The sequence below is a fragment of the Viridibacillus soli genome, from assembly GCF_016612995.1.
Taxonomy (GTDB): domain Bacteria; phylum Bacillota; class Bacilli; order Bacillales_A; family Planococcaceae; genus Viridibacillus; species Viridibacillus soli.
In genome coordinates, this window is record NZ_JAEOAH010000003.1 from 166,587 (window position 1) to 189,705 (window position 23,119).

Here is a 23,119-nt window from a genome sequence, read left to right on the forward strand (position 1 = left end):
CTATTAAATTGTATGCATTCTTACATTACACTATTTCGATTCATATTTGTATGTGAAATGATGATTATGTGATAAATAGATTAAAGAAGTTAGTAAATATTGCTTAAATAGTCTATTTATATTTTTGACTTCGTTTTAGGGTATGAAAGAAGTGGCGCCGTTCTCCCTTAAGGTTGATTCCATTTTATAGTTCAGGTAGTGACTCGAGTCGTTAAATCCTAAGCGCAGAGTAAAAACTCCAGCTTTCTAACCACATAGATAAATTTCACTCCCCCACCTTAAAACTCACATTTTAATTGATCTTAATTTAAACAACTAATGACGTTACCCCTCAAAGTACTGTAAAATTAAAATTAAGTTCTCATTAAAGGAGTTATATAATATGAAAAAATCTGTTCACGTTGTTGGTGCAATAATTGAAAATGAAAAAAAAGAAATTTTTTGTGCGTTAAGAAGTCCTGATATGTCACTTGCAAATTACTGGGAATTTCCTGGTGGAAAAATTGAAGCTGGTGAGACACCACAACAGGCTTTAAAACGCGAAATTAATGAGGAGCTTAGCTGTAAAATTGAAGTTGGCCAAAAAGTTGAAGATACAACATACGAATATGAAAAGGTCATTGTCCGTTTAGAAACATACATGGCCAAAATCGTACAAGGTGTACCTACCATTAGTGAGCACGCTGAAGCACAATGGGTGCAACGTCAAAATCTTTCACAACTAGATTTCGCTCCTGCAGATATTCCTGCGGTAAGTAAACTAGCTATTCAAAAATAATATAATATGGGCGTGAATTAAATGGAGCATTTAATACGTAAAATTGAAAGTTCATTACATAAGGGCTTTATCGATCAAAGCAAGCCTGTATCAGCACAATTCAAACCAAAACTACTTACAAATAAAGCACATGAAAATGTTCTATCTACTTTATTACAAGAGCTAAAAACATGTAAGGCTTTTACTTTTTCAGTTGCTTTTATCACTGAAGGTGGATTGGCTACTTTAAAAACGATGCTCTATGATTTAGATAAAAAAGGGATTAAGGGCCGAATTTTAACATCAACATTCCTAAGCTTTAACCAACCTAAAATGTTTAAAGAGCTTTTAAAACTTACAAATGTTGAAGTCCGTTTAACTAGCGTTAAAGGATTCCACTCAAAGGGATATATTTTCGAGCATGAAGATTATTATTCACTAATAGTTGGCAGCTCAAACTTAACAGATAGCGCTTTAAAGATAAATTTCGAATGGAATGTGTTTGTAACCTCACTAGAAGAAGGAGAAGTTATTCACCATTTTAAAAATCAGTTTGATGATGCCTGGCATGAAGGAACTCCATTAACAAACGATTGGATTGCAGCTTATGAACAAAATTATATAGCGGCACCTTTCATTAAAAGTGATTCTTCAAATATTATTGAAATGAGAACAGAATATCTTACAAACACATTAGCAGAGAGTCTTTCTATTAAACCTAACAAAATGCAAAATGATGCACTTCAGCAAATTAAAGCATTACGTTCAACCGGTGCAAAAAAAGGACTTATCATTTCTGCAACAGGAACTGGTAAAACATTTTTATCCGCTTTCGATGTTCGAAATTTCCAGCCTAAAAAAATGCTTTTCATTGTACATCGCGAGCAAATCTTAAAAAAAGCGATGTCAGATTATCGTAAAATTTTAGGTGGTAACGAAGAGGATTATGGTATTCTATCGGGTAACTTCAAAGAAGTGAAAGCTCGTTATCTATTTGCAACGATTCAAACCATCTCATCTGAACGCTATCTACAACAATTTGAACGCAACGAGTTTGATTATGTATTAATTGATGAAGTGCATCGTGCTGGAGCGAAATCTTATCAAACGATCTTTAATTATTTTGAACCTGAATTTTTACTAGGTATGACAGCTACACCTGAGAGAACTGATAACTTTAATATATATGAACTTTTTGATTACAATATTGCGTATGAAATTCGCCTACAGGCAGCACTTGAAGAAGATATGCTTTGCCCCTTCCATTACTTTGGTGTTACAGAGTTTGAAAAAGACGGTGTCAGTGTTGATGAAGTTACTGAGCTACAAAAGCTTGTATCACATGAGCGCGTACAGCATATTATTGAAAAGATTAACTACTATGGTTTTTCCGGAGATAAAGTTCGTGGCCTAATGTTTTGCAGTTCTAAGGAAGAAGCTCGCCAATTATCAGATACATTAAATGATCAAGGATTGAAAACATGTGCTTTAACCGGTGATCATTCACAAAATGAACGTGAAGAAGCCATAAAAAAACTGAACTCCGGTGGGATTGAATATATTCTAACTGTCGATATTTTTAATGAAGGTATTGATATTCCCTTCCTAAATCAAATCGTGATGCTACGTCAAACACAATCGAGCATAATCTTTATCCAACAATTAGGACGAGGGTTGCGTAAACATGATTCAAAGGATTATGTTACGATTATCGACTTTATAGGTAACTATAAAAATAACTATCTAATCCCTATTGCTCTTTCAGGTGATCGGTCAATGAATAAAGATAACGTACGCCGAAGAACTGTTAATACAGATTATATTCAAGGTGTTTCAACGATAAACTTTGAAGAAATTGCGAAGAAACGTATTTTTGAAGCGATAAATAATACAAATCTATCTACTATTAAAATATTAAAAGAGACATATAGTGAGCTAAAAAATCGCTTAGGAAAAATCCCTTTAATGCTAGATTTCATACATCAAGAATCTCTTGATCCAGAAGTAATAGTTAATTACTCTGATAACTATTATTCATTTCTAATAAAAATGAAAGAAGAACTCCCTTCATTAACGGACTATGAATTAAAAACTTTATCCATGTTTTCAATTGAACTTTTAAATGGAAAAAGAATTCATGAAGTTTTGTTAATTGACACCTTGCTACAAAACGATTCGATTACTAAATCTGAGTTTATTAAGCTATTAAAAGATTTCGGTACATATGTTGATGAAGAGACAATTCATTCAGTTGAAAACATCTTATCTTTAAACTTCTTTGTCACAGTTGCCCGTGAAAAATATGGAAATAAACCAATAATAATATTGGATAACGATTACTATAAGTTTAATGACGATATAGTTCAAAGTTTAAAAAATGAAAATTATAAGAGATTCATTGAAGATATCATTGGATGCGCCATAGAAAAAAATAAACAATTTAATTCGACTCAGCCATTCACTATATATAAAAAATATTCAAGAAAAGATGTTTGTCGCCTTCTAAATTGGGAGATCAATGAAGAAGGGACCCTGAATGGTGGACATGTAAAATCAAATACATGCCCAATATTTGTGAATTATCATAAAGTAGAAGATGATGCAACAGTACATTATATGGATGAATTTCTATCAAATGAAGTGTTCAAATGGTGTTCAACTAAAAATCGGAAAATTACTGCAAAAGATATTGCACCAATTGTTAAATCTTATTCAGAAAATACCACAGTACATTTATTCGTTAAAAAGCATAATGGCGAAGGCAAAGACTTTTATTACTTAGGAAACGTAAAAGTTGATGAATCTAGTGCCATAAACGATCAATTAGTTGATAAAGGCAAAGCTTACAATGTTGTTACAATGAACATGATTTTAGAGCATCCAGTAGACTACAATATGTATCATTATTTAGTAGAAGAATAATAAAAAACTCGAAGCAAATTCTTGCTTCGAGTTTTTTTTCACCTATTTATAAAGTAAATAAATCAAGAATTATTACATTTAAACTACCTTTTATTCTCAAATAAAGCTTTAAAAAGAGGAATATATCTACTTAAATACATTCTTCTTATGCCACTTAAAATACTTCTTATTTAGTTCACTTCTATTTACACGCATTTTGGAATTAATACCATACTTTTCATAATCGCTTTCATTTAGTCTGTCTGATATATGAATTTTGCCAGTACCATCAAATGCTATATAGCCTTTATCATATAAAGCATCATGATTACAGCATAGTAACAAACCGTTGTATGGATCTAACCGCTCTTCATTCGTGCTATCTTTCCAAGGTTTTGAATGGCTCGCACGTAGCATGGCTGGTAAATCAATTCCACACAATGCACATTGATGTATCCATAATGGAGCCAAAGCTTCTTTATACTTTTGATTACCTTTACGGATTTTTACTTTCGCTTCTGCTTCTGTTTCTGCAATTATCGGAATTATACTGTTACGCTCTTTACTTACAATTGGCCCGATCGCAAATTCTAGCTGTTCCTGATCTTCCTCATAAATATTTAAATCGCCAATAAGTTCCAGAAATTTAATCGCTAATAGATCATTACAAGGAAATAGATAGCCCTGATTTCCATCGCCATTTTCCTGGAATGCAGAATACTTTAAAGGAAGGAGCGGCTGAATCTCTTCAAAATGCAATTTAATATTAAGCGGCTTCTCTAATTCTTCATAAACTGTCTCAACTGAATAACCATCAACACTATTTTCACTTTTATATGGATTTACCGATTCACTAAAATCTGTTTTAGTAATACTTACTGCTACAATATCTCCTTTTACATAGTGAAAAATACAGTCCCCTGTTTCCACTTCTTTCATTCGTCCCCAGAAATGCGGGGTTTGACCACTCTTGTCTACTTGTTGTGACCAAATAATATTATGTTCTTTCTCTTCTTCATACGTTTGTCCTTGCATAACAATATAAAAATTCACGCGAATACACCTCTTACATTATTCTAATACAATCATACCATTAATAAGGCTGTAGACTGTAAATTGATGCTTTTATCTACATTATCAATTCTAAAATGATTGTCTCTCTATCATTAGCAGTGGATAAATTATTAACTTAATATTCCGGTTATTTCATCAATAGATAACGGAGCTTCATAATCCATCTACAACTTACTCGAAGCGAATCCTCGGTTCGAGTTCATCCCCCATTATACGATGTTAATGAATTACGATCTTTTACAGTAAATAAATCAAACGAAGTAGGAGCAATGGATTCAAAATGTACTAACTCACCAAAGCAAGTTGAAACATTACATGAAGTCTTCTACAAATAGCGCCAAAAAAAGATTCACAACGTCCACCGTCAACTGCTACATTAAGAAATCTACGAGATAGAAACAGAGCAGGTTCAACGCTTTAAAGAAATATTGGAGCAGATAGTGTAATTTCTTTGTTGTGTGGGGGAGGTGGGGGTTGGTGTACCATTCATACTCATAATCTTCTCCCCTACTGCTTATGTACCTTCGATTACACCTAAATTACCATGGAGATTTGATATAGCTTGGGCCTGTCACCATTAATTTTTGACCACAGTTTTCACAATTACCAAATTAAAAACAAAATTTTCAATTTAATATAAAAATTCCCTTATCCTTGCGTTATAATTTAGAAAAGGGGGAAAGAACTATGATCAAACAATCTATCATTGAACACGTACTTGAAGCCGCTCTTTCTACAGGTGGTGATTTTTCTGAATTATTCATTGAAGATAAGTATGTGAATTCAATGGAATTACAAAGTGGAAAAATAGAGAAAAGTATATCCGGTCGTGATTTTGGAATAGGTATACGTATTTTCTCGGGTCTTCAAAGCATTTACACATACACGAATGATATTTCAGAAGAAGGCTTGCTATTAGCCGCAAAACGAGCAGCACTTGCTATCAAAGGAGGAGTCACGGGTACCGTTCACCCACTCCAAAAAGAGACATTTAACCCGATTCACAAAATCTCACAAATGCCACAGACTGTGGAGCATGCAAGAAAAGCTGCTATCATGAGACAGGCAAATGAGATTGCGAGAAATTATGATGAACGTATTAAACAGGTTGGTTTACGCTATTTGGACGAAGAGCAAAATATACTTATTGCTAACTCAGAAGGTAAATTTGTTGAAGATACACGTGTCTATAGCAGACTCTCCATTCAAGCGACTGCTTCTGAGGGCAATGAACTGCAAACTGGTTTCTACGGGCCAGGCGCTCATGCCGGATTTGAATTTATGGAAAACTTAGATCTGGGTCACTATGCAGGTGAAGCCGCTCGCATTGCGGTTACAATGCTTCAAGCAGATGAATGCCCAAGCGGGAAATTCCCAGTCATCATTGACAATGAATTTGGTGGTGTTATTTTCCATGAAGCTTGTGGACACGGGCTTGAAGCAACAGCTGTTGCAAAAAACAATTCAGTTTTCGCAAACCGAATTGGGGAAAAAGTTGCACCGGATATCGTTACTTACATTGATGACGGTACATTACCGAACGAATGGGGTTCCCTTAATATTGATGATGAGGGTGAGAAAACACGGAAAAATGTTTTAATTGAAAATGGCATTTTGAAAGGTTATCTAATTGATAAATTTAATGCACGTCGTATGAATGCTGAACCAACAGGCTCTTCACGTCGTCAGTCATACCGCTTCAATCCAACATCACGTATGACTAATACGTATATCGCACCGGGTACCTCAACACCAGAAGATATTATCGCTTCAACAGAATATGGTATTTACACAAAATATATGGGTGGTGGCCAAGTCAATCCGGCTACTGGTGATTATAACTTCGCAGTTGCTGAAGCATACATCGTAAAAGATGGCAAAATTGACCGCCCAGTACGCGGTGCAACACTTATTGGCAATGGCGCAAAGACATTACAGCTTGTCGATCGTGTCGGCAATAACCTTGCACACGGTGCGGGAATGTGTGGATCATTGAGTGGCAGTCTTCCAGTAAATGTAGGCCAGCCGATGATTCGCGTTAGTGAAATTACGGTCGGTGGGACAAAGGGGGAATAAACAATGGAAATCACTGAATTCCAAGAAAAATTGCTTCAAAAAGCAATGAATGCTGGTTTCAAAGAAGCTGAAGTATATTATGAACATGCTGAATCATTTCAATGTATGATTTATGATGGTGAAATTGATAGCTACGAAACATCTGAAGATGGAGGCCTTAGTCTACGAGGGCTTTATAACGGAAAAATGGGCTATTCTTATACAGAAAAACTAGACGACGATTCGATTCCATTTTTAATTGACAGTGCCAAAGCAAATGCAGATGTGCTTGATGAGGATGATGGCACTGATATTTACGAAGGAAGTAACGAATATGATGATCATAAGTTTTACAGCGAAGAACTTTCAAATGTTCATATCCCTAATAAGATTGAGCTGATTCGATCTATTGAAGAGAAAATACGTGCATACGATCCACGTATTGTCACCCTTGACTATTGCTTACTGCAAGATTTTTCAGGAGAGCGATCAATGGCGAACAGTAAAGGTCTTTCATTAACAGAAAAAAAGAATGGCATTATCATCTTCATTTCAACAGTCGTTAAAGACGGCGAAGAAATGAAAACAGGTAGCTACATTAATATGACGCGCGATTTTAGCTCTCTCGATGCCGATGAAATTGCAAAAGAAGCGGCTGAAGAAGCACTGTCCCATCTCGGGGAAAAATCCATTCCATCTAGAAAATACCCTATTATTATGCGACATGATGCAGCAGCGTCCTTACTTGCTATATTTGCACCGATCTTCTCCGCTGAAAAAGCGCAAAAAGATCAGTCGCTTCTAAAAGGAAAAGTTGGAATGCAAGTGGCGTCGAATTTCTTCACACTGCTCAATGATCCGTTCCATCCGGATGCTATGTCAGGCTCAAATTTTGACGGAGAAGGTGTTGCGACAAAAAAACAATCTATTATATCAAATGGTACTCTCGAAACACTTCTCCATAACAGGAAAACAGCAAAATTAGAAGGTTGCGAAACAACAGGACATGCACATAAAGCATCTTACAAGAGCACGCTCAGTATCGCAGCCCAAAACATGTACATTGCACCGGGTGAAAGAACTAAAGTAGACTTAATTGCTTCTGTAACTGAAGGTATCCTAATTACGGACTTGTCCGGCCTTCATTCAGGTACGAATGCAATTTCTGGAGACTTCTCCGTTGAGGCAACGGGTTTCCATATTAAAGATGGTAAGATTGCCTCGCCAATTAAACAAATGACAATCGCTGGGAACTTCTTTGACTATATGAAGGATATTGAGGAAACCTGTTCAGATCTTCACTTCCTTCCAGATGGTTACGGTTCACCATCACTACTAGTTAAAGAACTTTCCGTTACCGTTGATTAAAATGCATATTTATAGAATTAGAAAACGTAGTCAATCAGGCTCTTCACACGAATGTTGGTAAATTACCTGTTAAAATATTATCGGATATCCCTGTTCAGCTAAACGATATGACAGTGTAATCCACATTTCTTTTAGATGACAGGATGGCTATTGTCATTTCAAGTTCTCAGAAGTATCAAACGCAATGACATTTTCTGATGTATAACTAAGAAATCCAAAAGCAAAAACCTGCTACGGAGATCCGCAGCAGGTTTTTTTATAATAGTTTTTCATCTTACTTACTCAACTAAAGACCCCTTAATTTATCTTAGCAAAAGCTACTAGAGAGCCTTTATCACAAGATTGGAAACCGTTTTTTTCATAAAAGTGCCTTACATTAGACGCTTCTTCCGTCAAGAGAACTTTTTGTCGAACACTATCATACTTCTCCAAAGTACGTTGCATTAATTGAGAAGCAATACCTTGATTTTGATATACATTCAATACAAGTATATCTTGAATGTAAATAATTGTTAAACCATCACCAATGATACGAATTAATCCGACTAATCGTTCTCCATCCCAAGCAGATATAACTTCTAAAGATTGTATTAACGCTTGTTGAAGGATATCTAAATCTTTCGTATAAGCAGTCCATTGCACATCGTTATATAAACTTTCTAATTGCTCTTTATCAATCGCTTTACTGTTTTTAAATGTTATTGTCATTTCTTTTCCTCCTCAATATTTTACTTTGAAGAGTTATTGCGTAATTTAACCACTGTCTTATACCTCCTTTTAATTAACTTCCCTTTATTTTAAATGCAATTTTATCTAAAATAATCTTGATTTATAAAATACATCCTAATGATTATTTATTAGGTAAAATCAATTCTATATTTTTCTGAATTGCTTTATTGCCCATTTCACCTGCTGATATTTTTTTAACTGTACCCTCGGAGTCGATGAATACCGACGTAGGTAAGAACTCTACATTATAACTTTTAAAAACAACTGTTGATTGATCTATTAGTATCGGAAAACTAATGTTTTTAGTGAAATTTTTAACTTCAAAAGGTTTTTGTGCATTATTTATTGCAAGGATTTCCACTCCTTTTGATTTATACTTACTATAGTTTTCTTCTAAATCAGGCATTTCCTCTTTGCAATAATCACAATAAGTCGCCCAAAAATTTAGTACAACTCCCTTACCTTTATAATCTGATAATTTATGCTTCTCTCCATTTAAATCCTCAAGAATAAAATCAGGTGCAACATCTCCTACTTTTACCAACTCATATGTTTCTTTTGTGAGGTTACTATAGACGGTATAAGCAATGGTACTAAAGATAATTACTAAAATAACTGTTCGCATAATCGTTCTTTTATTCATCTATTGTTCTCCTTAAAATCCAATGATACCCCAAAAATCGGTACTAAAATTCTGTTGAAAATGTTCATATCTTTTTTGGTGGATTAAATAAACTGTATAGTATTGGTACAATAAAAAGCGTTAAGAAAGTAGATGTTGATAGTCCGCCAATGACGACAACAGAGAGTGATTTTGACACCATTCCAGATTCATTTGAAATAGCCATTGGGATTAAAGCTCCAATTGTTGCAATAGCTGTCATCAAGATCGGCCGAATACGTATGACGCCCGCTTCAATTAAGGCTTCATGTTTGGACATGCCGCTTCTTTCGTTTTGCTTCACCTTATCAACTAAAACGATAGCATTCGTAACGACAATACCATTCAGCATGAGTAACCCAATCATTGTAGGCATACCAATTGGTTCATTCACAATATAAAGTCCAATCAGTGCTCCAATAACGGAAAATGGGATGGCAAACAAGATAACAAATGGAGCCTTGCCTTCTCTAAAGGCAATTACCATGACTAAATATACTAAGAAGATACTGATTGCGATGGCAATGGATAGATTTTTGAAGCCATCTGACATCGATGCGGATGCACCTTCCTTGTAGTAGGCAACATTTTCTGGCAACTGCAAATTATTGATAATCTCATCTGCTTTCGCTGTCACATCACCTACTTTTTCATCAGTGATTGTCCCATAAACCATGATATATTCATTTCCATTCAAATGAGAAACAGCGGTTATATTATTGACTCTTTTCAGTTTTCCTATCTCATTAAGAGAAACTGGCATACCGATTACATTGTTAATTTGTTGATTGCCCAGTTCTTGGATGGATGTGATCTCATCCATCTTTAATCCAAGGTTTACTTCTCTTATTTCGCCTTTCACCCTCATGGTTGTTACTACATCACCGTTAATTAGTGTACGAAGACTTTGTGCTACCATGGCTGGCATTAGTCCATTTTCAGCAAGCTTACCTTCGTCCAAATCAATGACTATTTCAGGTTCTTCCCCTTCTAAAGATGTTTTAACATCTGTCATTCCTTCCATTTCTTTTAAACCAGCTGTAATTAGTTCACTTGCTTTTTTTATATCTTCAGAATTTGACCCATTTACAACAAGAGTATACCTGCCTTCTGAACCACCAATAATTCCACCTACACCCGATACAGTAATTTCCTCCGGCTCAGTAATGGTTGTAAACTGGGATCGTAAACCTTTAACAAATTCATTAACATTTTCAACAGAATCTTTTACAACAAATGAAATCGTCGCCCTTTCCGATCCACCATCAATATTTGTATTTACCAGACTGATTTCCTTTTGATCCAATAAGATATTTTCCACTTTACTTGTGGCTTCAACTGTTTTCTCTGGAGCAGTTCCTTTTTTCATCGTAACTTCGACATCGAAATCATTAACTTTCTCTTGCGGCAGGAAGGTTGTTCCTAGTCTAGGTGCGATTAAGGCAACAGAACCAACGAGAATCACTAATGCTGCAGTTAAAGTAACGAATCGATGTTTTAACACCCAAGTCAAACTTTTGCGATACCCAATTTGAAGTCCATTTTCTTGCGATTCCTTTGGTGTAATTTTTAATAAGAAAATTCTCGACAAGAGCGGAACAATCGTTATGGCAACAATTAATGAAATTAATAATGAGATAACGATAGTCCATGCAAGTGGTTTAAAAAATCCCCCTACAATTCCCGGTACAAAAGCCAATGGTAAGAAAACAGCAACGGTTGTGATTGTGGAAGAAGTGATAGCAGATGCTACTTCCCTTGTAGCTTGTTCTATGAGCTTATCATTTCTTTCCTTTGAAGCACTTACCCTTCTAAATATATTTTCAATGACTACAATCGAGTCATCCACAACCCGTCCGGCAGCTACGGCAATTCCTGCAAGTGTCATAATATTTAATGTATAACCTATCGTTTTCATCAGAAGAAAAGATGCAAATATGGATACTGGGATGGATATAACAGCAATAATGGTCGAACGGATATTTCTTAAAAACAACAAGGTTACGACAACGGCCATTAATGCACCTAAAAATGCCTCACGTAGCATCGAATAGACTGATTGCTTAATTTCAATGGATTGATCACGTAATGTTTCTACTTGATACCCTTCAGGAAGATCCAGATTTTTGATTTCTTCCTTCACTTGGTCAACAATAGCTACTACATTAGCTCCGCCTTCAGCCGTAATACCGAAACTTACGCCTTGTTCTCCGTTTATTCGTGTAATATTGTTTGTGTATTCACTTTCATATGTAACTTCAGCAATTTTACCTAAAGTAGTCGTTCCAGGTACCTTTTTAGCGGTTTGTGAATTTGAATTTTGTGTGAAAAGCTTTATTTGTTTAACATCAGCAACTGATTTCAGTTCTTTATTTACTCGCACCGGTAATACTTCGTTTGATACAGTAATATCTCCGGTCGGCATCGAAAGATTATTTGCTGAAATAGCTGTTTTAACATCAGCAATTGTAATTCCTCTTGCCTCTAATTGTTCAGGTAATAGTCGAATAAGCACTAACTTATCTGCAACCCCGCCGACCTCGACTTCGCTTACTCCTTCAATAACTTCAAGGCGTGGAATAATATTTTCCTTCACAAACATTTGAACTTCTTCATAATTTTCATCGGCATAAATTCCCATCGAGAAGACAATTGGATTGTCATCCGGACTAGATAATTCAAACTTCGGTTCTCCTGCTAATTCTGGCAGTTGCATCTTATCGACACTTGTCCTCACTATCTGCTCAGCTTCCTCCATATCAATCGACATATCAAATTCTATCGTTGAATATGCGGCATTAGCAACACCACCTGTATAGACATTCTTTCCCCCTTCAAGCTTCATGAATTCTCTTTCCATTTGCTCCCCGATATCATTCATCGATTGTTCCGGTGAAGCACCTGGATAAGGTATAGTAACTGTCAAATATGGAATATCTACGTTCGGATACTTCTCAAGATGTAACTCTTTAAGAGAATAAATTCCTCCCGTAATAATAAGAAATACTACTAAAAACAGAGCTAAACCATTTTTCATACTAAACTGAATGATTGATTTCATCTTGCACCTACCTGTATAAATTTTGATTTATCAATGGTTTACACCATTGTAGGCATGTCATTTTTTTATGAAACACCTCTATAATATGATTTTGATAATTAAAAAATCGTAAGTAACACGACTAATTAACTACCTTGATTTTACAAATATACCATAGTAAAAGGACCCTTTATACACTTTTTATGGTATATTTGTAGAGAAATTTTAATAATAAGGAAGAATTGTGTTGCATTAGGTATAAATATACAAAAATTAGTACCATTAATATAGTCTCTCTGTTTCAACAGAGATTAACATCGGTTAAGGAAGATGAGATGCAAAAAGATAATAGATATTTCATTAGATACTAACTGGGTAAACAATTACATATAGAAATTAGAAATTTCAATAAATCTCTCAATATTTCATCTAACGGGAAAGGCCGATGGTTCGATGTAAAAGGGAATGAAATACACGAGTTAAATGGCGCTCTTGATATTGATATATCATGCACTCCTTTCACCAATTCCCTGCCAATTAACCGATTCGAATGGGATCAAAATAAATCTAAGAATTTTAAAATTGTCTTTATTTCTATTCCAGATATGACCTATAAAGAAGTGAAACAAAGCTATACATTAATCAAAGACACAATTGATAGTAGAGAGTTTCAATACAAAAGTGGTATATATGAAACCAAAATTGAAGTTGATATTAATGGACTAGTTATAGCTTATCCCGGGATATTCACGCGACACTTTTAATGCGCTTTCTTTATTTGATTGATCGTTTAATTGCAAGAATCTTCATTCAACTAAAGGGCAAGAAATTTTGAGAATGTGATTTACAACCAAGTATTCATTGCCCTCATTTTATTTTGCTTGAATGTTTTAGCTCAAGTTGAAAACAAGAGTAAACGAAAAATCCTGCAAATCATCCGATATTTAAGGGCTTCTTTATGGAAACCAGCCTACATCTGGCTTCGAAAAATCGAAGGCAAAGCCGTTCCGTAAAACGTAAAATGTTGTTGTCGCACACGTATAATTGTTAAAAAAAACAAATAGACAGACCCACCTTTATTGAAGTGTTTCCTTTTTTAGCTCTGAACCCCAAGTTTAAATAGACATAATTTTCTGTCGTTTTTTATTCAACACCAGTGATATTTTTCAAGAAAGAAATCATTATATTATTGTTAGGTTGTCTGTATAATATACTGTATATGCGAAAAAGAAACGGATAAAAAATGAACAGCTAGATGTTACTTCTTAGTCATTAAAATACAAAGAAGCTTTTAAATAATTCCTAAAGTAGAAGCTGCCAAAAATAAGCTTTGTGAGGAAAAGGAGAAACTTGAAATGGAAATTTACGCTGTTAATATTGCCGGCTTAAATGAATTTAATTTTGACTATGAAACATATAATCAGGTCGTATCAGAACAAACTTTAGAGAAAGCAAAGAATTATAAGCATTTTAAGGATAGTGTTAGGACAATAATTGGTGAATTATTAGTTTATTATGTTTATCACCAGAACCACATGGAAAAGGAAATAAATATCCCCCTTGTAATACTACGAAATGAATATGGCAAACCATACTGTAATGAGGTAAATTTCCATTTTAATGTCTCACATGCTGGTAGTTGGGTTGTCTGTATAGTTGATACTAAACAAGTTGGTATAGATATTGAACTAATGACAAATATAGACTATGAAGCTCTAATTTCACTTTTTCACTCTTTTGAAAGCCAACAAATGAAGGCAACAACTAGTAAAAAGGATTATTTTTACAACCTCTGGACGATAAAAGAAAGTGTCATAAAAAATATTGGAAAAGGTTTAAGTATCCCATTAGACAGCTTTTACGTCCGTTTAAACCAAGAAGTAACGTCGATCCATTTTGAAGGAAGCAAATTGGATGACACCAAATTTCATGTACAAATGTTTGAGTTTCAAGAGAATTATAAGCTAGCAGCTTGTGCCCTTCATGACAAATTTCCTGACTCTATCAATCTCTTAGATGCAACTAACCTTTTTTCTTTTCTCGCGAGCGACGGTAGACTTCTAAAATGAATTAATGCCTGATACGATGAGCTGGCTAACTAACGAACCCAGACAGTTATTCATTGAACATTAGCATTTTAGAAAAGCACACAATAAAAACACATGACTCAGTTAGCTAACTCAGTCATGTGTTAACGTGCAAAATATTCAGTTTTTATACTTCTGTACTTACTTCTACGTTATTTTGCTTTTCAATATTTCTTGTGATTACCATAAACGGAATGTGAACAACTAATTTCATTAAAGCACCGATTGCTAAAAATATTACAGGGTAAATTAACGAATCCATAGCGAACAACATCCCTACAACTTTAAACCCTGCAACTTTACCTATCCCATTCATAACAATTACGCTAGCAATAAATCTACCATAAGATTCACGGGGTACTTTAGACTGATAATATGAAGCAAAATAAACCACATAGAAGCTAAAGGAAAGAAATAATATAAAATTGATGATACTAAAATAACCAACAGTATAAAATGAATTTCCTGCTAATAGCTCAATAAAGTTGGGATTGCCAAGGAAAATTAATAATCCGACCGGTACCAGCATTCCTAATAATCCTAGACCAATATTATTGGCAACTCCCAGATGTTTTGTTAGAGGTACCACAAAAATAGCCATAATTGAACCAACAGTAGCAACTGATTCTACAATACCATAATCCGTATTTTGACCACCTAGAATATTTACAATGACATAAGGTATACCAACAAATAAAAATGGGTATAGGAATGTATGGGTCAAAAAGGCATTGGATACTACTGACATCAAGCGTTTATCAGCATATATAACTCTAAAACCTTCCGAAATATCCTTAATAAAGGTCAGTTTCTTTCGAGTAGATGGCGCCTTTACAGGAAATTTCATTAAATAGATTGTTATGGCAGAGATAAAAAAACTCAGTCCATTTACTAAAAATACGGTACCTAATCCAACCATTGTATAAACCAAAGTTCCTAGTAGTGGAGCTAGTATTTTCATAGTCTCATTAAGCGTTCGACTAATTGAATTTGCATCTACTAATTTTTCTTGAGGTACTATCGTTGGTAAAATCGACATAAACATTGGCGCGAACAAAATATCGCAACTTGCTATGAAAAGCACCGTAAAATAAATTATTGGAATACTTATTGTTCCATTTAAGCTATATAAGAATAAACCTAGGCACAGACCCCCTCTGAGGATATCAAATGTGATTACCCAAACCTTTTTATTAAACTTATCAGCTAAAATACCAGAAATAGATCCCAATACAATGTGTGGAAAAATCCCTAATGCCAAGACAGAAGCAAATTTTTCAGGCGATCCTGTCAGCTTTAAAACATATAAAGATAATGCAATATTCAGAAACAGCGTTCCGAACAAAGAAGTAGATTCAGATGTAATTAAAAGAGAAAAGGTTTTATTTTTTAGAATTCCAAAACTTGATAGCATATTCGCCATATTCGCCCTCACCTTATATGAAATTTACTTTCTCCCAATGATCCAACATACTATGAATTTGATCGTTAGAAGGCTTCTTCCATTCAATCCCTAGCTCATTTAATAACATCTCTGTTTTATCAGATACAATAGAATAATGAGTTGTACACAATCATGCTGAACTTTTCGTTTTCTAGAAATCCATTTTTGAATATATTGATTTAAATTTAATTTAGTTTTCCGTAAAATTATCTATATATTTATATTTCTGTTTTATAATACAATATATTTTATGTATTATAAAGTAATAAATATAAAATCAATAAAATTTTGTAATAAATATCCGTAATTGATATATATCTAGATTTTAATAGTAGATTACAAAAAGGTTAATAGATAAAATACTCTTAATTTTCTACTGACAAAAATACTTTCTATACAAAACCCATTTGTTTTATATTTATTAATTCCTCAATAAATATTTAAAGTAGAAAAAACACTGTTTTAAGCAGAAGATTCACCTCTTTTACTCCTCCAATTCTTCAATATATTAAATTTTTCTAATACGACGCTCAATTGCCTGACGAGACCTTACTTCAGTAGATGCCTGTTTCCAACGATAGGACAATCTCTAAGTGTGCACATACATCCTTCACACCCATCATTTCTTCCATTACCTCCACTAGTCCAACCACATCCTCTCCAATTCTGCGTACTTTTTTAAGACCTCATTCTGTTGCTTTAAATAACGATTGTCCACTTCTAATTTTGTTTGTTCATTCGCATATTCAGGACCTTTACCAAAGGAATATTGTTTGCCTACAGGTCATTCAAACCGATGTATTTCTCCGTTTTTATACCAGAGCATCCACGTTTCCACTTGTGTTTTATGCCGTATATTTACTTCATTTAAAACGTATTTCATTGGTTTACCAGCTAATCGCATCTCAATCGTTTTCATTTTCACTTCATACGGATAACTCACTCTTTTTCCCATAGAAAAAGCACCTCCTAATTAAATTTTAGGTAACTTTACCCTAATTCAATCAAAGATGCTTTTTTTATTTGTCTATACTTTTGTGGTCAGTCCCCCCACCTGCTTACTTAAATACTAAAAAATGATCAGAACTTCGAAATAGAAAGTTTCCGCTTTTAGTGAAACATTATGCGATTCAATAGGTTCAGTTAGATTTCAAGTGAACTAGTGGAAAAGTGTACGATGAATCAGAAGATGCTTTTTTTAATCTGCACATTTTTTAAGTAAGTATCTACTAAATAAGTATTTATTAGTAGATTATTAAGGTTGAGTTGGTAAATCTGGAAGATTAAGATTTTGGACTTTAAACTCTGTATCAGTATTTTCTGTTTGAATTGAAGTAACTTCAACCGAAGTCTGAAGTAGCTTTTAAAATTGTCGACCGTGTAAAGAAAGATATTAAAATTAACAACGCCATAAACAATTTAATAAAAAATTTCTTCATTAAGAGTAAAATAGAATTATTAAAATATTAATATTGAAATATTTTATTCTTTATATAATTGAATTTTTAGTTGTTCTATAATGTTAAGGTAATCTTTATTATTTTGAATTTGAAAAATTAACTCAGCTTTATTTAAATATTGTGTCGATTTATCTGCTTTATCCATAATAATCAAATTTCTTGCTATTTGAAAATATAATTCCCCTAACAAATATAATGATTCTATAGTTACACAAATATCAATAGCTTTTTTACATTCTAAAATTGCTTCATCGAATCTCTCTAATGCTGCCATATTTCTAGATAAGCCATACATTAATTTAATTTGTAAAAGTTTATCTGTAATTTTATGTTTTTTGTAATTATTAACTGCTTTATAAGTATAATCTAATGATTTTTCATATTCTTTAATTTCAAAATATATGAGAGCAATACTATTCATAATATTAATATCTTGTTCTGTGCAAATATCTTTATTTAGACTCAATGCACTTCCGAGCTTCAATAAAGCCATACTAATATCTTTATGTAAATAAAAATCACATAATGCTTCATTCCATAATAAAAATTGTTGATCCTTTAAATCAGTAAAATTTTCTTTCTCTTTTTCTATTTCAATGATATATGCTAACGCCTCATAATCTCTATTTCTAATAAGATTTTTGATAATATTTCTAGTATTATTAATACTTTCATTCGTATTATTTTTAGTACTTTTATAATCTTCATTAAAAAATATATTTATATCTACATCTAATTTCTTAGAAATTTCATATAAAACTATACTTGAGGGGCTGCTTTCTCCTTTTTCAAAATTACTAATCATAGCTTGTGTGCAAATTCCATGTGCTAACTCAGCTTGAGTCAATTTCTTTTTCTTACGGAGTTCTTTTAAAATTTTTGAAATAGTATTTATCATATTTCTCCTTTCGTAATTTAATATTATAATAATTTTTCTTTTAAATTTGATTTAGAAACATTAAATATATACAAATCGTATTTCAGTGTATATTACCACACACACTATTCATAGAGAAGATTCTTATTCAAAAAAAAACCACGAAATAAAAAGGCTTTTGAAATCCGAGCTCATTTCGTGGTTTTGCTTTTCAATTTTCACATTGATCTCGGCAGATGAAGCTGAGATATAAAATGATAAAGTATCATAATCGAAAAACGGGCAGACTACTCCCTTGTATCTATCCAAATTAAACTGCCCCTATCTAGAGCAGCTCCAAAAATCATTCTTATTCAGTTATCTCAACTTCCTCACCGTTCAACATTAAACGATAAGTAACATCTGCTTTCAAAGAGGCAGAAACTGCACAATACTTCTCTTCTCCAAGCTTAATTGCACGTAAAACTTTTTTTGCATCTATGTCACCTTTTACATCAAACAATAACGTTGCTGCTGTGAAGGCCGTTGGGAGTTCTTCACGGCGTTCACCGTCTACTGTAATTTCGATAGAATCTATTTTATCTAGATGTGGTTTTAAGATCATAGTGACATCAATTCCGATACATCCTGCTAAAGCACTGAGTAGCATTTCTGTTGGTGTTGGGGCTTGGCCTTCTCCTCCGTAGTTAGCAGTTGCATCCATTGCCATTGGGTATCCTGTTGGACCTACTGCTTCAAAGGCACGTCCACCTTGCCATTTTGCTTTCACTTGCATTATGATCAACCTTTCTTCTTTTAAAATTCGTTTACTTTTTCTAAAAATTTCTGAGCACGTTCTGTAGATGGTTGTGTGAAAAATACTTTTGGTTCTGCATCTTCGACAATTTGTCCATCTGCCATAAATAATATACGATCTGCTACATCTCTTGCGAATTTCATTTCATGTGTGACAATGACCATCGTCATGCCCTCTTCAGCCAGTTCTTTCATTACCTGTAAAACTTCACCAACTAGTTCCGGATCTAATGCAGATGTAGGTTCATCAAATAACATGATTTTTGGTTCCATTGCAAGTGCTCTTGCAATAGCTACACGTTGTTGCTGACCGCCTGATAATTTTGAAGGATAAGCATCTTCCTTCTCTTCTAGACCAACACGCTTTAATAATCGAGAAGCCAATACTCTTGCATTTTCTTTGGATTGTTTTTTCACGACAATTAAGGCTTCCAGTACATTTTCAATAACCGTTTTATGCGGATACAAATTGAACTGTTGGAATACCATACCTGTATCTTGTCGTATGGCGTGAATTGTTCTTTGACGAATCTTTTTCGAATCTGTTGCTTGTAATAGATGATTATTAACAGTAACACTACCACCTGTGATTGTTTCAAGTCCGTTTAAACAGCGCAAAAAAGTACTTTTACCTGAGCCACTTGGTCCAATGACAGCAACAACTTGATGGGCAGGAATCGTCAATGAAATATGTTTTAAGACTTCATTTTGATCGAAGCTTTTTGACAAGTCTTTTGCTTGTAACATCACGGTTTTCCCCCTTAATAGACCGATAATCTTTTTTCGACTTTATTTAATATAAATGTAAAGACTGTACTCATAATCCAATACATCACGCCAATTGCTAAGTAAAAAGGCATATACACATAATACTGTGCGACCAAAAGCTGTGCAGAACGCATAAGCTCGGTTACAGCAATAACGGATACAAGTGATGTTTCTTTAAGCATACCTACAAATGTATTACCTAGTGGTGGAATGGCATAACGAATCGCTTGTGGTATGACAACACGGCGCATCGCTTGTGCTTCTGTCATACCAGTAGCAAGAGCCGCTTCCGTTTGACCGGCTGGTACGGATTGAATGGCACCACGGAATGCCTCTGATACATAGGCACCAATATTAATACTTAAAGCAATATATGCAGCTGTAAAAGCATCTAATTCGACACCATAGTCAACAAGTCCGTAATAGACAATGACAATTTGAACAAGTGGCGGTGTTCCACGGATAATCGATACATATACTCTCGCTATTGTACGAAAGAAGCGATTACCCTTAATGCGAGCAATCGCTGTTACTAAACCGATAATAAGTCCGAAGAACATAGACACTACAGTAATTAATAACGTATAATAAGCTCCTTTAAGTAAAAAAGGTAAATTATCAATGACTATATCCATCTAAAATTCCTTCTTTCCTTAATCAGCTTGTGGTTCTTCATCAAACCATTTTACGAAGATTTCTTTATATGTTCCATCTTTTTTCATGTCAGCTAAAGCGTTGTTCATAGCTTCAACTAATTCTTTATTTCCTTTTTTCACTGCAACTGCTGCTTTATCAGATTTAACAGGCTCACCGACAGCCTTTACTTTAAAACCGTTTTCTTCAATAATTGGTTTTAATGCATATACATTGTTTATCGTTGCATCTACACGACCTACATCTAAATCTTTTAATGATGTAATGACATCATCGTATGTGTTGATTTGGAATTTCCCTACTTTCTCCATTAATTCATTGCGTAGGAAGGCTTCATCATTTGTTCCTAAACCAACTGCAATTTTCTTACCTTTAAAGTCATCTACTGATTTGACAGAAGTATTATCTTCTTTGACAATAACCTTTACATCATTTGTAATATAAGGCTCTGTAAAATCTAATTGTTTTTGACGATCTTCTGTAATTGTTACTTGGCTTACTAATACATCGAACTTGCCTTTTTGTAACCCTGGGATTAATCCTGAGAAATCTTGCGCCACAAATTTAGCTTTTACATCTAAACGTTTTGCTAGTTCTTTAGCAATATCAACGTCAAAACCATCATATTCTTTATTTTTATTCATGTAATTATAAGGAGCGTATGTCCCCATAATCCCTACTGTCATTTCACCTTTTTCTTGAATTGCGCTTAAAGTGTTTTTATCGCTTTCTTTTTTAGTATCACTATTACCACAAGCACCTAAAATTAGGGCAGCTGTTGCAGCTAAAGCGAATAAAATTTTACCTTTTTTCATTATGTTTCCTCCTTTAATTACATACCAAACAGGCCAAAAAATTCAAATTGAACGGTTTTCTCAACAAGCTGTTCCAACTCCAATTGTTGCCATTCCTCATCTGCAGATTGAAATAACCACCTTGACAATACGCCTTCCAATAAGCTCATAACAAAAACAGAATGTAATACTGGATCTACTGGGCGTGGTAACATTTTCAAGGCAGAAGCTCTTCGAATATTATTTGCAAAAGCTTCTTGCATCTCAGATTTAATCTTGTCCACTTGTTGTTGTAAAACCGGTTGAGAATGGATTCCTTTAAGTAGGATTCCCATAAAATATTGATTTTCGCCTGCAAAATGAAAAAGTTGTTCAAAAAGGTCTCTAGACGATATGTACGAGTCTTGTATGGAAGCCTTTTCTGATCGATAGCCCATTGAAATTGTATCTAATATTGCTAAACGACCTTCGTTCAGCATCTGGTTAGCAATCATTTCTTTACTTTTGAAGTACCAATAAAATGTTCCCTGAGATACATTAGCTTTTGCTACTATGTCGGAAATCTTCGTATTATCATACCCTTGTGTTGCAAACATTTCTAAAGCGATAGAAAGTAGCTGTTGTTGACGTTCTTTTTTGCGCTTATCTTGTGTTTGAATGATAGTCAACTCCCTCGACTGATTCATCAGTCAATTAAATCCTATAAGGTTACTCTAGTTTAGTCAACTATTATTACTCAAATTAATTATTTTTTATGCAAGTTAATTATCATTTGATGATTAAAACACTTAAATGTTTTACATTTTTTTGAATACCAATTAAATTACCCCTTATAATATAATTTTAAAAAGTGGAGGAAGTGAAAACAAAGAACCAGTATGCAGCATTTGATTTAATATGTTAATATAAAAGAAATTTTTGCATTCTTAGGGGTATCGATATGAAATATTATGTAGCTTCAAGCTTTGGGAACATACACACAGTAAGGTTAGTCGCGTCTTCATTAAACGAAAAAGGGTTTGTTCAAACATATGATTGGACAAAGAATCAACGAGCGAATACATTGAAAGATTTGATGGAAATTGGGGAAAAGGAAAAACAAGCCGTTCTAGATTCCGATTTTCTCATTGTTCTGAATCCAGCAGGTAAAGGAAGCCACATAGAATTCGGTATTGCTCTAGGGGTAGGAAAACCAATTTACTTGTACTCTGAACATACCGATATCCTTGACTTTGAAACGACTAGTACCTTTTATCATGTGAATGAAGTAAAAACCTTTGTCGGTGAATTATCGTCATTTATCGATTTCATATTATCAGATCAGAACACTATCAATCGTTGAATCAAAGAGATGGTCTTTTCCATCTCTATTATGCAATTCTTCTCATTTTCTCTTCTGTTATACCTAATGCATGTCTGAATCCCTCTAAGAACATTTTCCTTTCCTCCTGTACAAGAATTGTTGCCAGAGTTAGTTCATCTAACGACCACATGCAACCAATCTTCACCTTTTGGAATATCCGCTGCTGCAGTTAGAAGCATGGACTTCATTTTTTTAACCTACTTCCATCTTTTTTCTTTGTAGTTTTGATTATTTCTCCTATTGATCACTAGTGTTGTAAATATATTTGCAGAAAATTCATTCTTTAATCATT

At 33.9% G+C, this 23,119-nt stretch carries 20 protein-coding genes; 7 read left to right on the top strand and 13 right to left on the bottom strand.

The genetic code is table 11. The features are described from left to right. Positions 1 to 382: 382 nt before the first annotated feature. Positions 383 to 778 (top strand): 8-oxo-dGTP diphosphatase MutT, encoded by a 396-nt coding sequence (mutT, locus tag JFL43_RS02670; protein WP_200747812.1) that lies wholly within the window; start codon positions 383 to 385, stop codon positions 776 to 778. Positions 779 to 799: 21 nt separating this feature from the next. Then, positions 800 to 3,679 (top strand): DUF3427 domain-containing protein, encoded by a 2,880-nt coding sequence (locus tag JFL43_RS02675; RefSeq protein WP_200747813.1) that lies wholly within the window; start codon positions 800 to 802, stop codon positions 3,677 to 3,679. Between the two features lie 126 nt (positions 3,680 to 3,805). Here the strand turns inward: JFL43_RS02675 and JFL43_RS02680 are convergent, their stop codons facing one another. Then, the gene (locus tag JFL43_RS02680; RefSeq protein ID WP_200747814.1) at positions 3,806 to 4,711 is read right to left on the bottom strand and encodes an HNH endonuclease; all 906 of its coding nucleotides are present in this window, start codon (positions 4,709 to 4,711) and stop codon (positions 3,806 to 3,808) included. A gap of 708 nt (positions 4,712 to 5,419) precedes the next feature. Here JFL43_RS02680 and JFL43_RS02685 point away from each other — a divergent pair. Further along, complete coding sequence (locus JFL43_RS02685; protein ID WP_200747815.1) at positions 5,420 to 6,808, top strand: TldD/PmbA family protein; 1,389 nt, start codon at positions 5,420 to 5,422, stop codon at positions 6,806 to 6,808. 3 nt (positions 6,809 to 6,811) lie between these two features. Beyond that, positions 6,812 to 8,155, top strand: a complete 1,344-nt coding sequence (locus JFL43_RS02690; protein WP_200747816.1) for a TldD/PmbA family protein — start codon at positions 6,812 to 6,814, stop codon at positions 8,153 to 8,155. A gap of 297 nt (positions 8,156 to 8,452) precedes the next feature. On the opposite strand, the gene JFL43_RS02695 is transcribed toward JFL43_RS02690, so the two are convergent. From JFL43_RS02695 to JFL43_RS02705, 3 genes are all read right to left on the bottom strand, one after another. Further along, entirely contained in the window at positions 8,453 to 8,863 is a 411-nt protein-coding gene (locus JFL43_RS02695; protein ID WP_200747817.1) for a GNAT family N-acetyltransferase, read from the bottom strand. 142 nt (positions 8,864 to 9,005) lie between these two features. Next, complete coding sequence (gene resA / locus JFL43_RS02700; RefSeq protein ID WP_200747818.1) at positions 9,006 to 9,527, bottom strand: thiol-disulfide oxidoreductase ResA; 522 nt, start codon at positions 9,525 to 9,527, stop codon at positions 9,006 to 9,008. Positions 9,528 to 9,591: 64 nt separating this feature from the next. Continuing rightward, positions 9,592 to 12,606, bottom strand: a complete 3,015-nt coding sequence (locus JFL43_RS02705) for an efflux RND transporter permease subunit (protein WP_200747819.1) — start codon at positions 12,604 to 12,606, stop codon at positions 9,592 to 9,594. A 374-nt stretch (positions 12,607 to 12,980) separates the two neighbouring features. On the opposite strand from JFL43_RS02705, the gene JFL43_RS23355 reads away from it, so the two are divergent. Both JFL43_RS23355 and JFL43_RS02720 read left to right on the top strand, forming a co-directional pair. Continuing rightward, entirely contained in the window at positions 12,981 to 13,349 is a 369-nt protein-coding gene (locus JFL43_RS23355) for a putative glycolipid-binding domain-containing protein (protein WP_407701936.1), read from the top strand. Between the two features lie 591 nt (positions 13,350 to 13,940). Continuing rightward, positions 13,941 to 14,654, top strand: a complete 714-nt coding sequence (locus JFL43_RS02720; RefSeq protein WP_200747820.1) for a 4'-phosphopantetheinyl transferase family protein — start codon at positions 13,941 to 13,943, stop codon at positions 14,652 to 14,654. Between the two features lie 145 nt (positions 14,655 to 14,799). On the opposite strand, the gene JFL43_RS02725 is transcribed toward JFL43_RS02720, so the two are convergent. The 8 genes from JFL43_RS02725 to JFL43_RS02760 all read right to left on the bottom strand — a co-directional run bounded on the left by JFL43_RS02725 (position 14,800) and on the right by JFL43_RS02760 (position 22,150). Then, the gene (locus JFL43_RS02725; protein ID WP_200747821.1) at positions 14,800 to 16,095 is read right to left on the bottom strand and encodes an MFS transporter; all 1,296 of its coding nucleotides are present in this window, start codon (positions 16,093 to 16,095) and stop codon (positions 14,800 to 14,802) included. A gap of 805 nt (positions 16,096 to 16,900) precedes the next feature. Beyond that, positions 16,901 to 17,071 carry a hypothetical protein gene (locus JFL43_RS23360; protein WP_200747822.1) on the bottom strand — a complete coding sequence of 57 codons (171 nt, stop codon included), beginning with the start codon at positions 17,069 to 17,071 and terminating at the stop codon, positions 16,901 to 16,903. A gap of 527 nt (positions 17,072 to 17,598) precedes the next feature. After that, positions 17,599 to 18,474 carry a helix-turn-helix domain-containing protein gene (locus JFL43_RS02735; RefSeq protein WP_200747823.1) on the bottom strand — a complete coding sequence of 292 codons (876 nt, stop codon included), beginning with the start codon at positions 18,472 to 18,474 and terminating at the stop codon, positions 17,599 to 17,601. A 328-nt stretch (positions 18,475 to 18,802) separates the two neighbouring features. Further along, positions 18,803 to 19,228 (bottom strand): OsmC family protein, encoded by a 426-nt coding sequence (locus JFL43_RS02740; protein WP_100797393.1) that lies wholly within the window; start codon positions 19,226 to 19,228, stop codon positions 18,803 to 18,805. Positions 19,229 to 19,248: 20 nt separating this feature from the next. After that, a complete protein-coding gene (locus tag JFL43_RS02745; protein WP_100797394.1) occupies positions 19,249 to 19,995 on the bottom strand; it encodes an amino acid ABC transporter ATP-binding protein in 747 nt (248 codons plus the stop codon). 14 nt (positions 19,996 to 20,009) lie between these two features. Beyond that, complete coding sequence (locus JFL43_RS02750; RefSeq protein ID WP_100797395.1) at positions 20,010 to 20,651, bottom strand: amino acid ABC transporter permease; 642 nt, start codon at positions 20,649 to 20,651, stop codon at positions 20,010 to 20,012. An 18-nt stretch (positions 20,652 to 20,669) separates the two neighbouring features. Continuing rightward, entirely contained in the window at positions 20,670 to 21,485 is an 816-nt protein-coding gene (locus JFL43_RS02755; protein ID WP_100797396.1) for a substrate-binding periplasmic protein, read from the bottom strand. Positions 21,486 to 21,502: 17 nt separating this feature from the next. After that, on the bottom strand, positions 21,503 to 22,150 hold the full coding sequence (locus JFL43_RS02760; protein WP_200747824.1) for a TetR/AcrR family transcriptional regulator: 648 nt from the start codon (positions 22,148 to 22,150) through the stop codon (positions 21,503 to 21,505). 254 nt (positions 22,151 to 22,404) lie between these two features. On the opposite strand from JFL43_RS02760, the gene JFL43_RS02765 reads away from it, so the two are divergent. Then, complete coding sequence (locus JFL43_RS02765; protein WP_200747825.1) at positions 22,405 to 22,806, top strand: group-specific protein; 402 nt, start codon at positions 22,405 to 22,407, stop codon at positions 22,804 to 22,806. A gap of 28 nt (positions 22,807 to 22,834) precedes the next feature. On the opposite strand, the gene JFL43_RS22960 is transcribed toward JFL43_RS02765, so the two are convergent. Next, positions 22,835 to 22,957 carry a hypothetical protein gene (locus JFL43_RS22960; protein ID WP_267907742.1) on the bottom strand — a complete coding sequence of 41 codons (123 nt, stop codon included), beginning with the start codon at positions 22,955 to 22,957 and terminating at the stop codon, positions 22,835 to 22,837. Positions 22,958 to 23,119: the final 162 nt, after the last annotated feature.

What these genes read in the sequence shown, in the direction of transcription:
- JFL43_RS02720 (WP_200747820.1), top strand. Translation starts at nt 13,941, where the DNA reads ATGGAAATTTACGCTGTTAATATTGCCGGCTTAAATGAATTTAATTTT.
- JFL43_RS23360 (WP_200747822.1), bottom strand. Translation starts at nt 17,071, where the DNA reads ATGGGAAAAAGAGTGAGTTATCCGTATGAAGTGAAAATGAAAACGATT.
- JFL43_RS02745 (WP_100797394.1), bottom strand. Translation starts at nt 19,995, where the DNA reads ATGTTACAAGCAAAAGACTTGTCAAAAAGCTTCGATCAAAATGAAGTC.
- JFL43_RS02705 (WP_200747819.1), bottom strand. Translation starts at nt 12,606, where the DNA reads ATGAAATCAATCATTCAGTTTAGTATGAAAAATGGTTTAGCTCTGTTT.
- JFL43_RS02765 (WP_200747825.1), top strand. Translation starts at nt 22,405, where the DNA reads ATGAAATATTATGTAGCTTCAAGCTTTGGGAACATACACACAGTAAGG.
- JFL43_RS02725 (WP_200747821.1), bottom strand. Translation starts at nt 16,095, where the DNA reads ATGGCGAATATGCTATCAAGTTTTGGAATTCTAAAAAATAAAACCTTT.
- JFL43_RS02760 (WP_200747824.1), bottom strand. Translation starts at nt 22,150, where the DNA reads ATGAATCAGTCGAGGGAGTTGACTATCATTCAAACACAAGATAAGCGC.
- JFL43_RS02685 (WP_200747815.1), top strand. Translation starts at nt 5,420, where the DNA reads ATGATCAAACAATCTATCATTGAACACGTACTTGAAGCCGCTCTTTCT.
- JFL43_RS02740 (WP_100797393.1), bottom strand. Translation starts at nt 19,228, where the DNA reads ATGCAAGTGAAAGCAAAATGGCAAGGTGGACGTGCCTTTGAAGCAGTA.
- JFL43_RS02750 (WP_100797395.1), bottom strand. Translation starts at nt 20,651, where the DNA reads ATGGATATAGTCATTGATAATTTACCTTTTTTACTTAAAGGAGCTTAT.
- JFL43_RS02675 (WP_200747813.1), top strand. Translation starts at nt 800, where the DNA reads ATGGAGCATTTAATACGTAAAATTGAAAGTTCATTACATAAGGGCTTT.
- JFL43_RS22960 (WP_267907742.1), bottom strand. Translation starts at nt 22,957, where the DNA reads ATGTGGTCGTTAGATGAACTAACTCTGGCAACAATTCTTGTACAGGAG.
- JFL43_RS02690 (WP_200747816.1), top strand. Translation starts at nt 6,812, where the DNA reads ATGGAAATCACTGAATTCCAAGAAAAATTGCTTCAAAAAGCAATGAAT.
- JFL43_RS02755 (WP_100797396.1), bottom strand. Translation starts at nt 21,485, where the DNA reads ATGAAAAAAGGTAAAATTTTATTCGCTTTAGCTGCAACAGCTGCCCTA.
- JFL43_RS02735 (WP_200747823.1), bottom strand. Translation starts at nt 18,474, where the DNA reads ATGATAAATACTATTTCAAAAATTTTAAAAGAACTCCGTAAGAAAAAG.
- JFL43_RS02695 (WP_200747817.1), bottom strand. Translation starts at nt 8,863, where the DNA reads ATGACAATAACATTTAAAAACAGTAAAGCGATTGATAAAGAGCAATTA.
- mutT (WP_200747812.1), top strand. Translation starts at nt 383, where the DNA reads ATGAAAAAATCTGTTCACGTTGTTGGTGCAATAATTGAAAATGAAAAA.
- resA (WP_200747818.1), bottom strand. Translation starts at nt 9,527, where the DNA reads ATGAATAAAAGAACGATTATGCGAACAGTTATTTTAGTAATTATCTTT.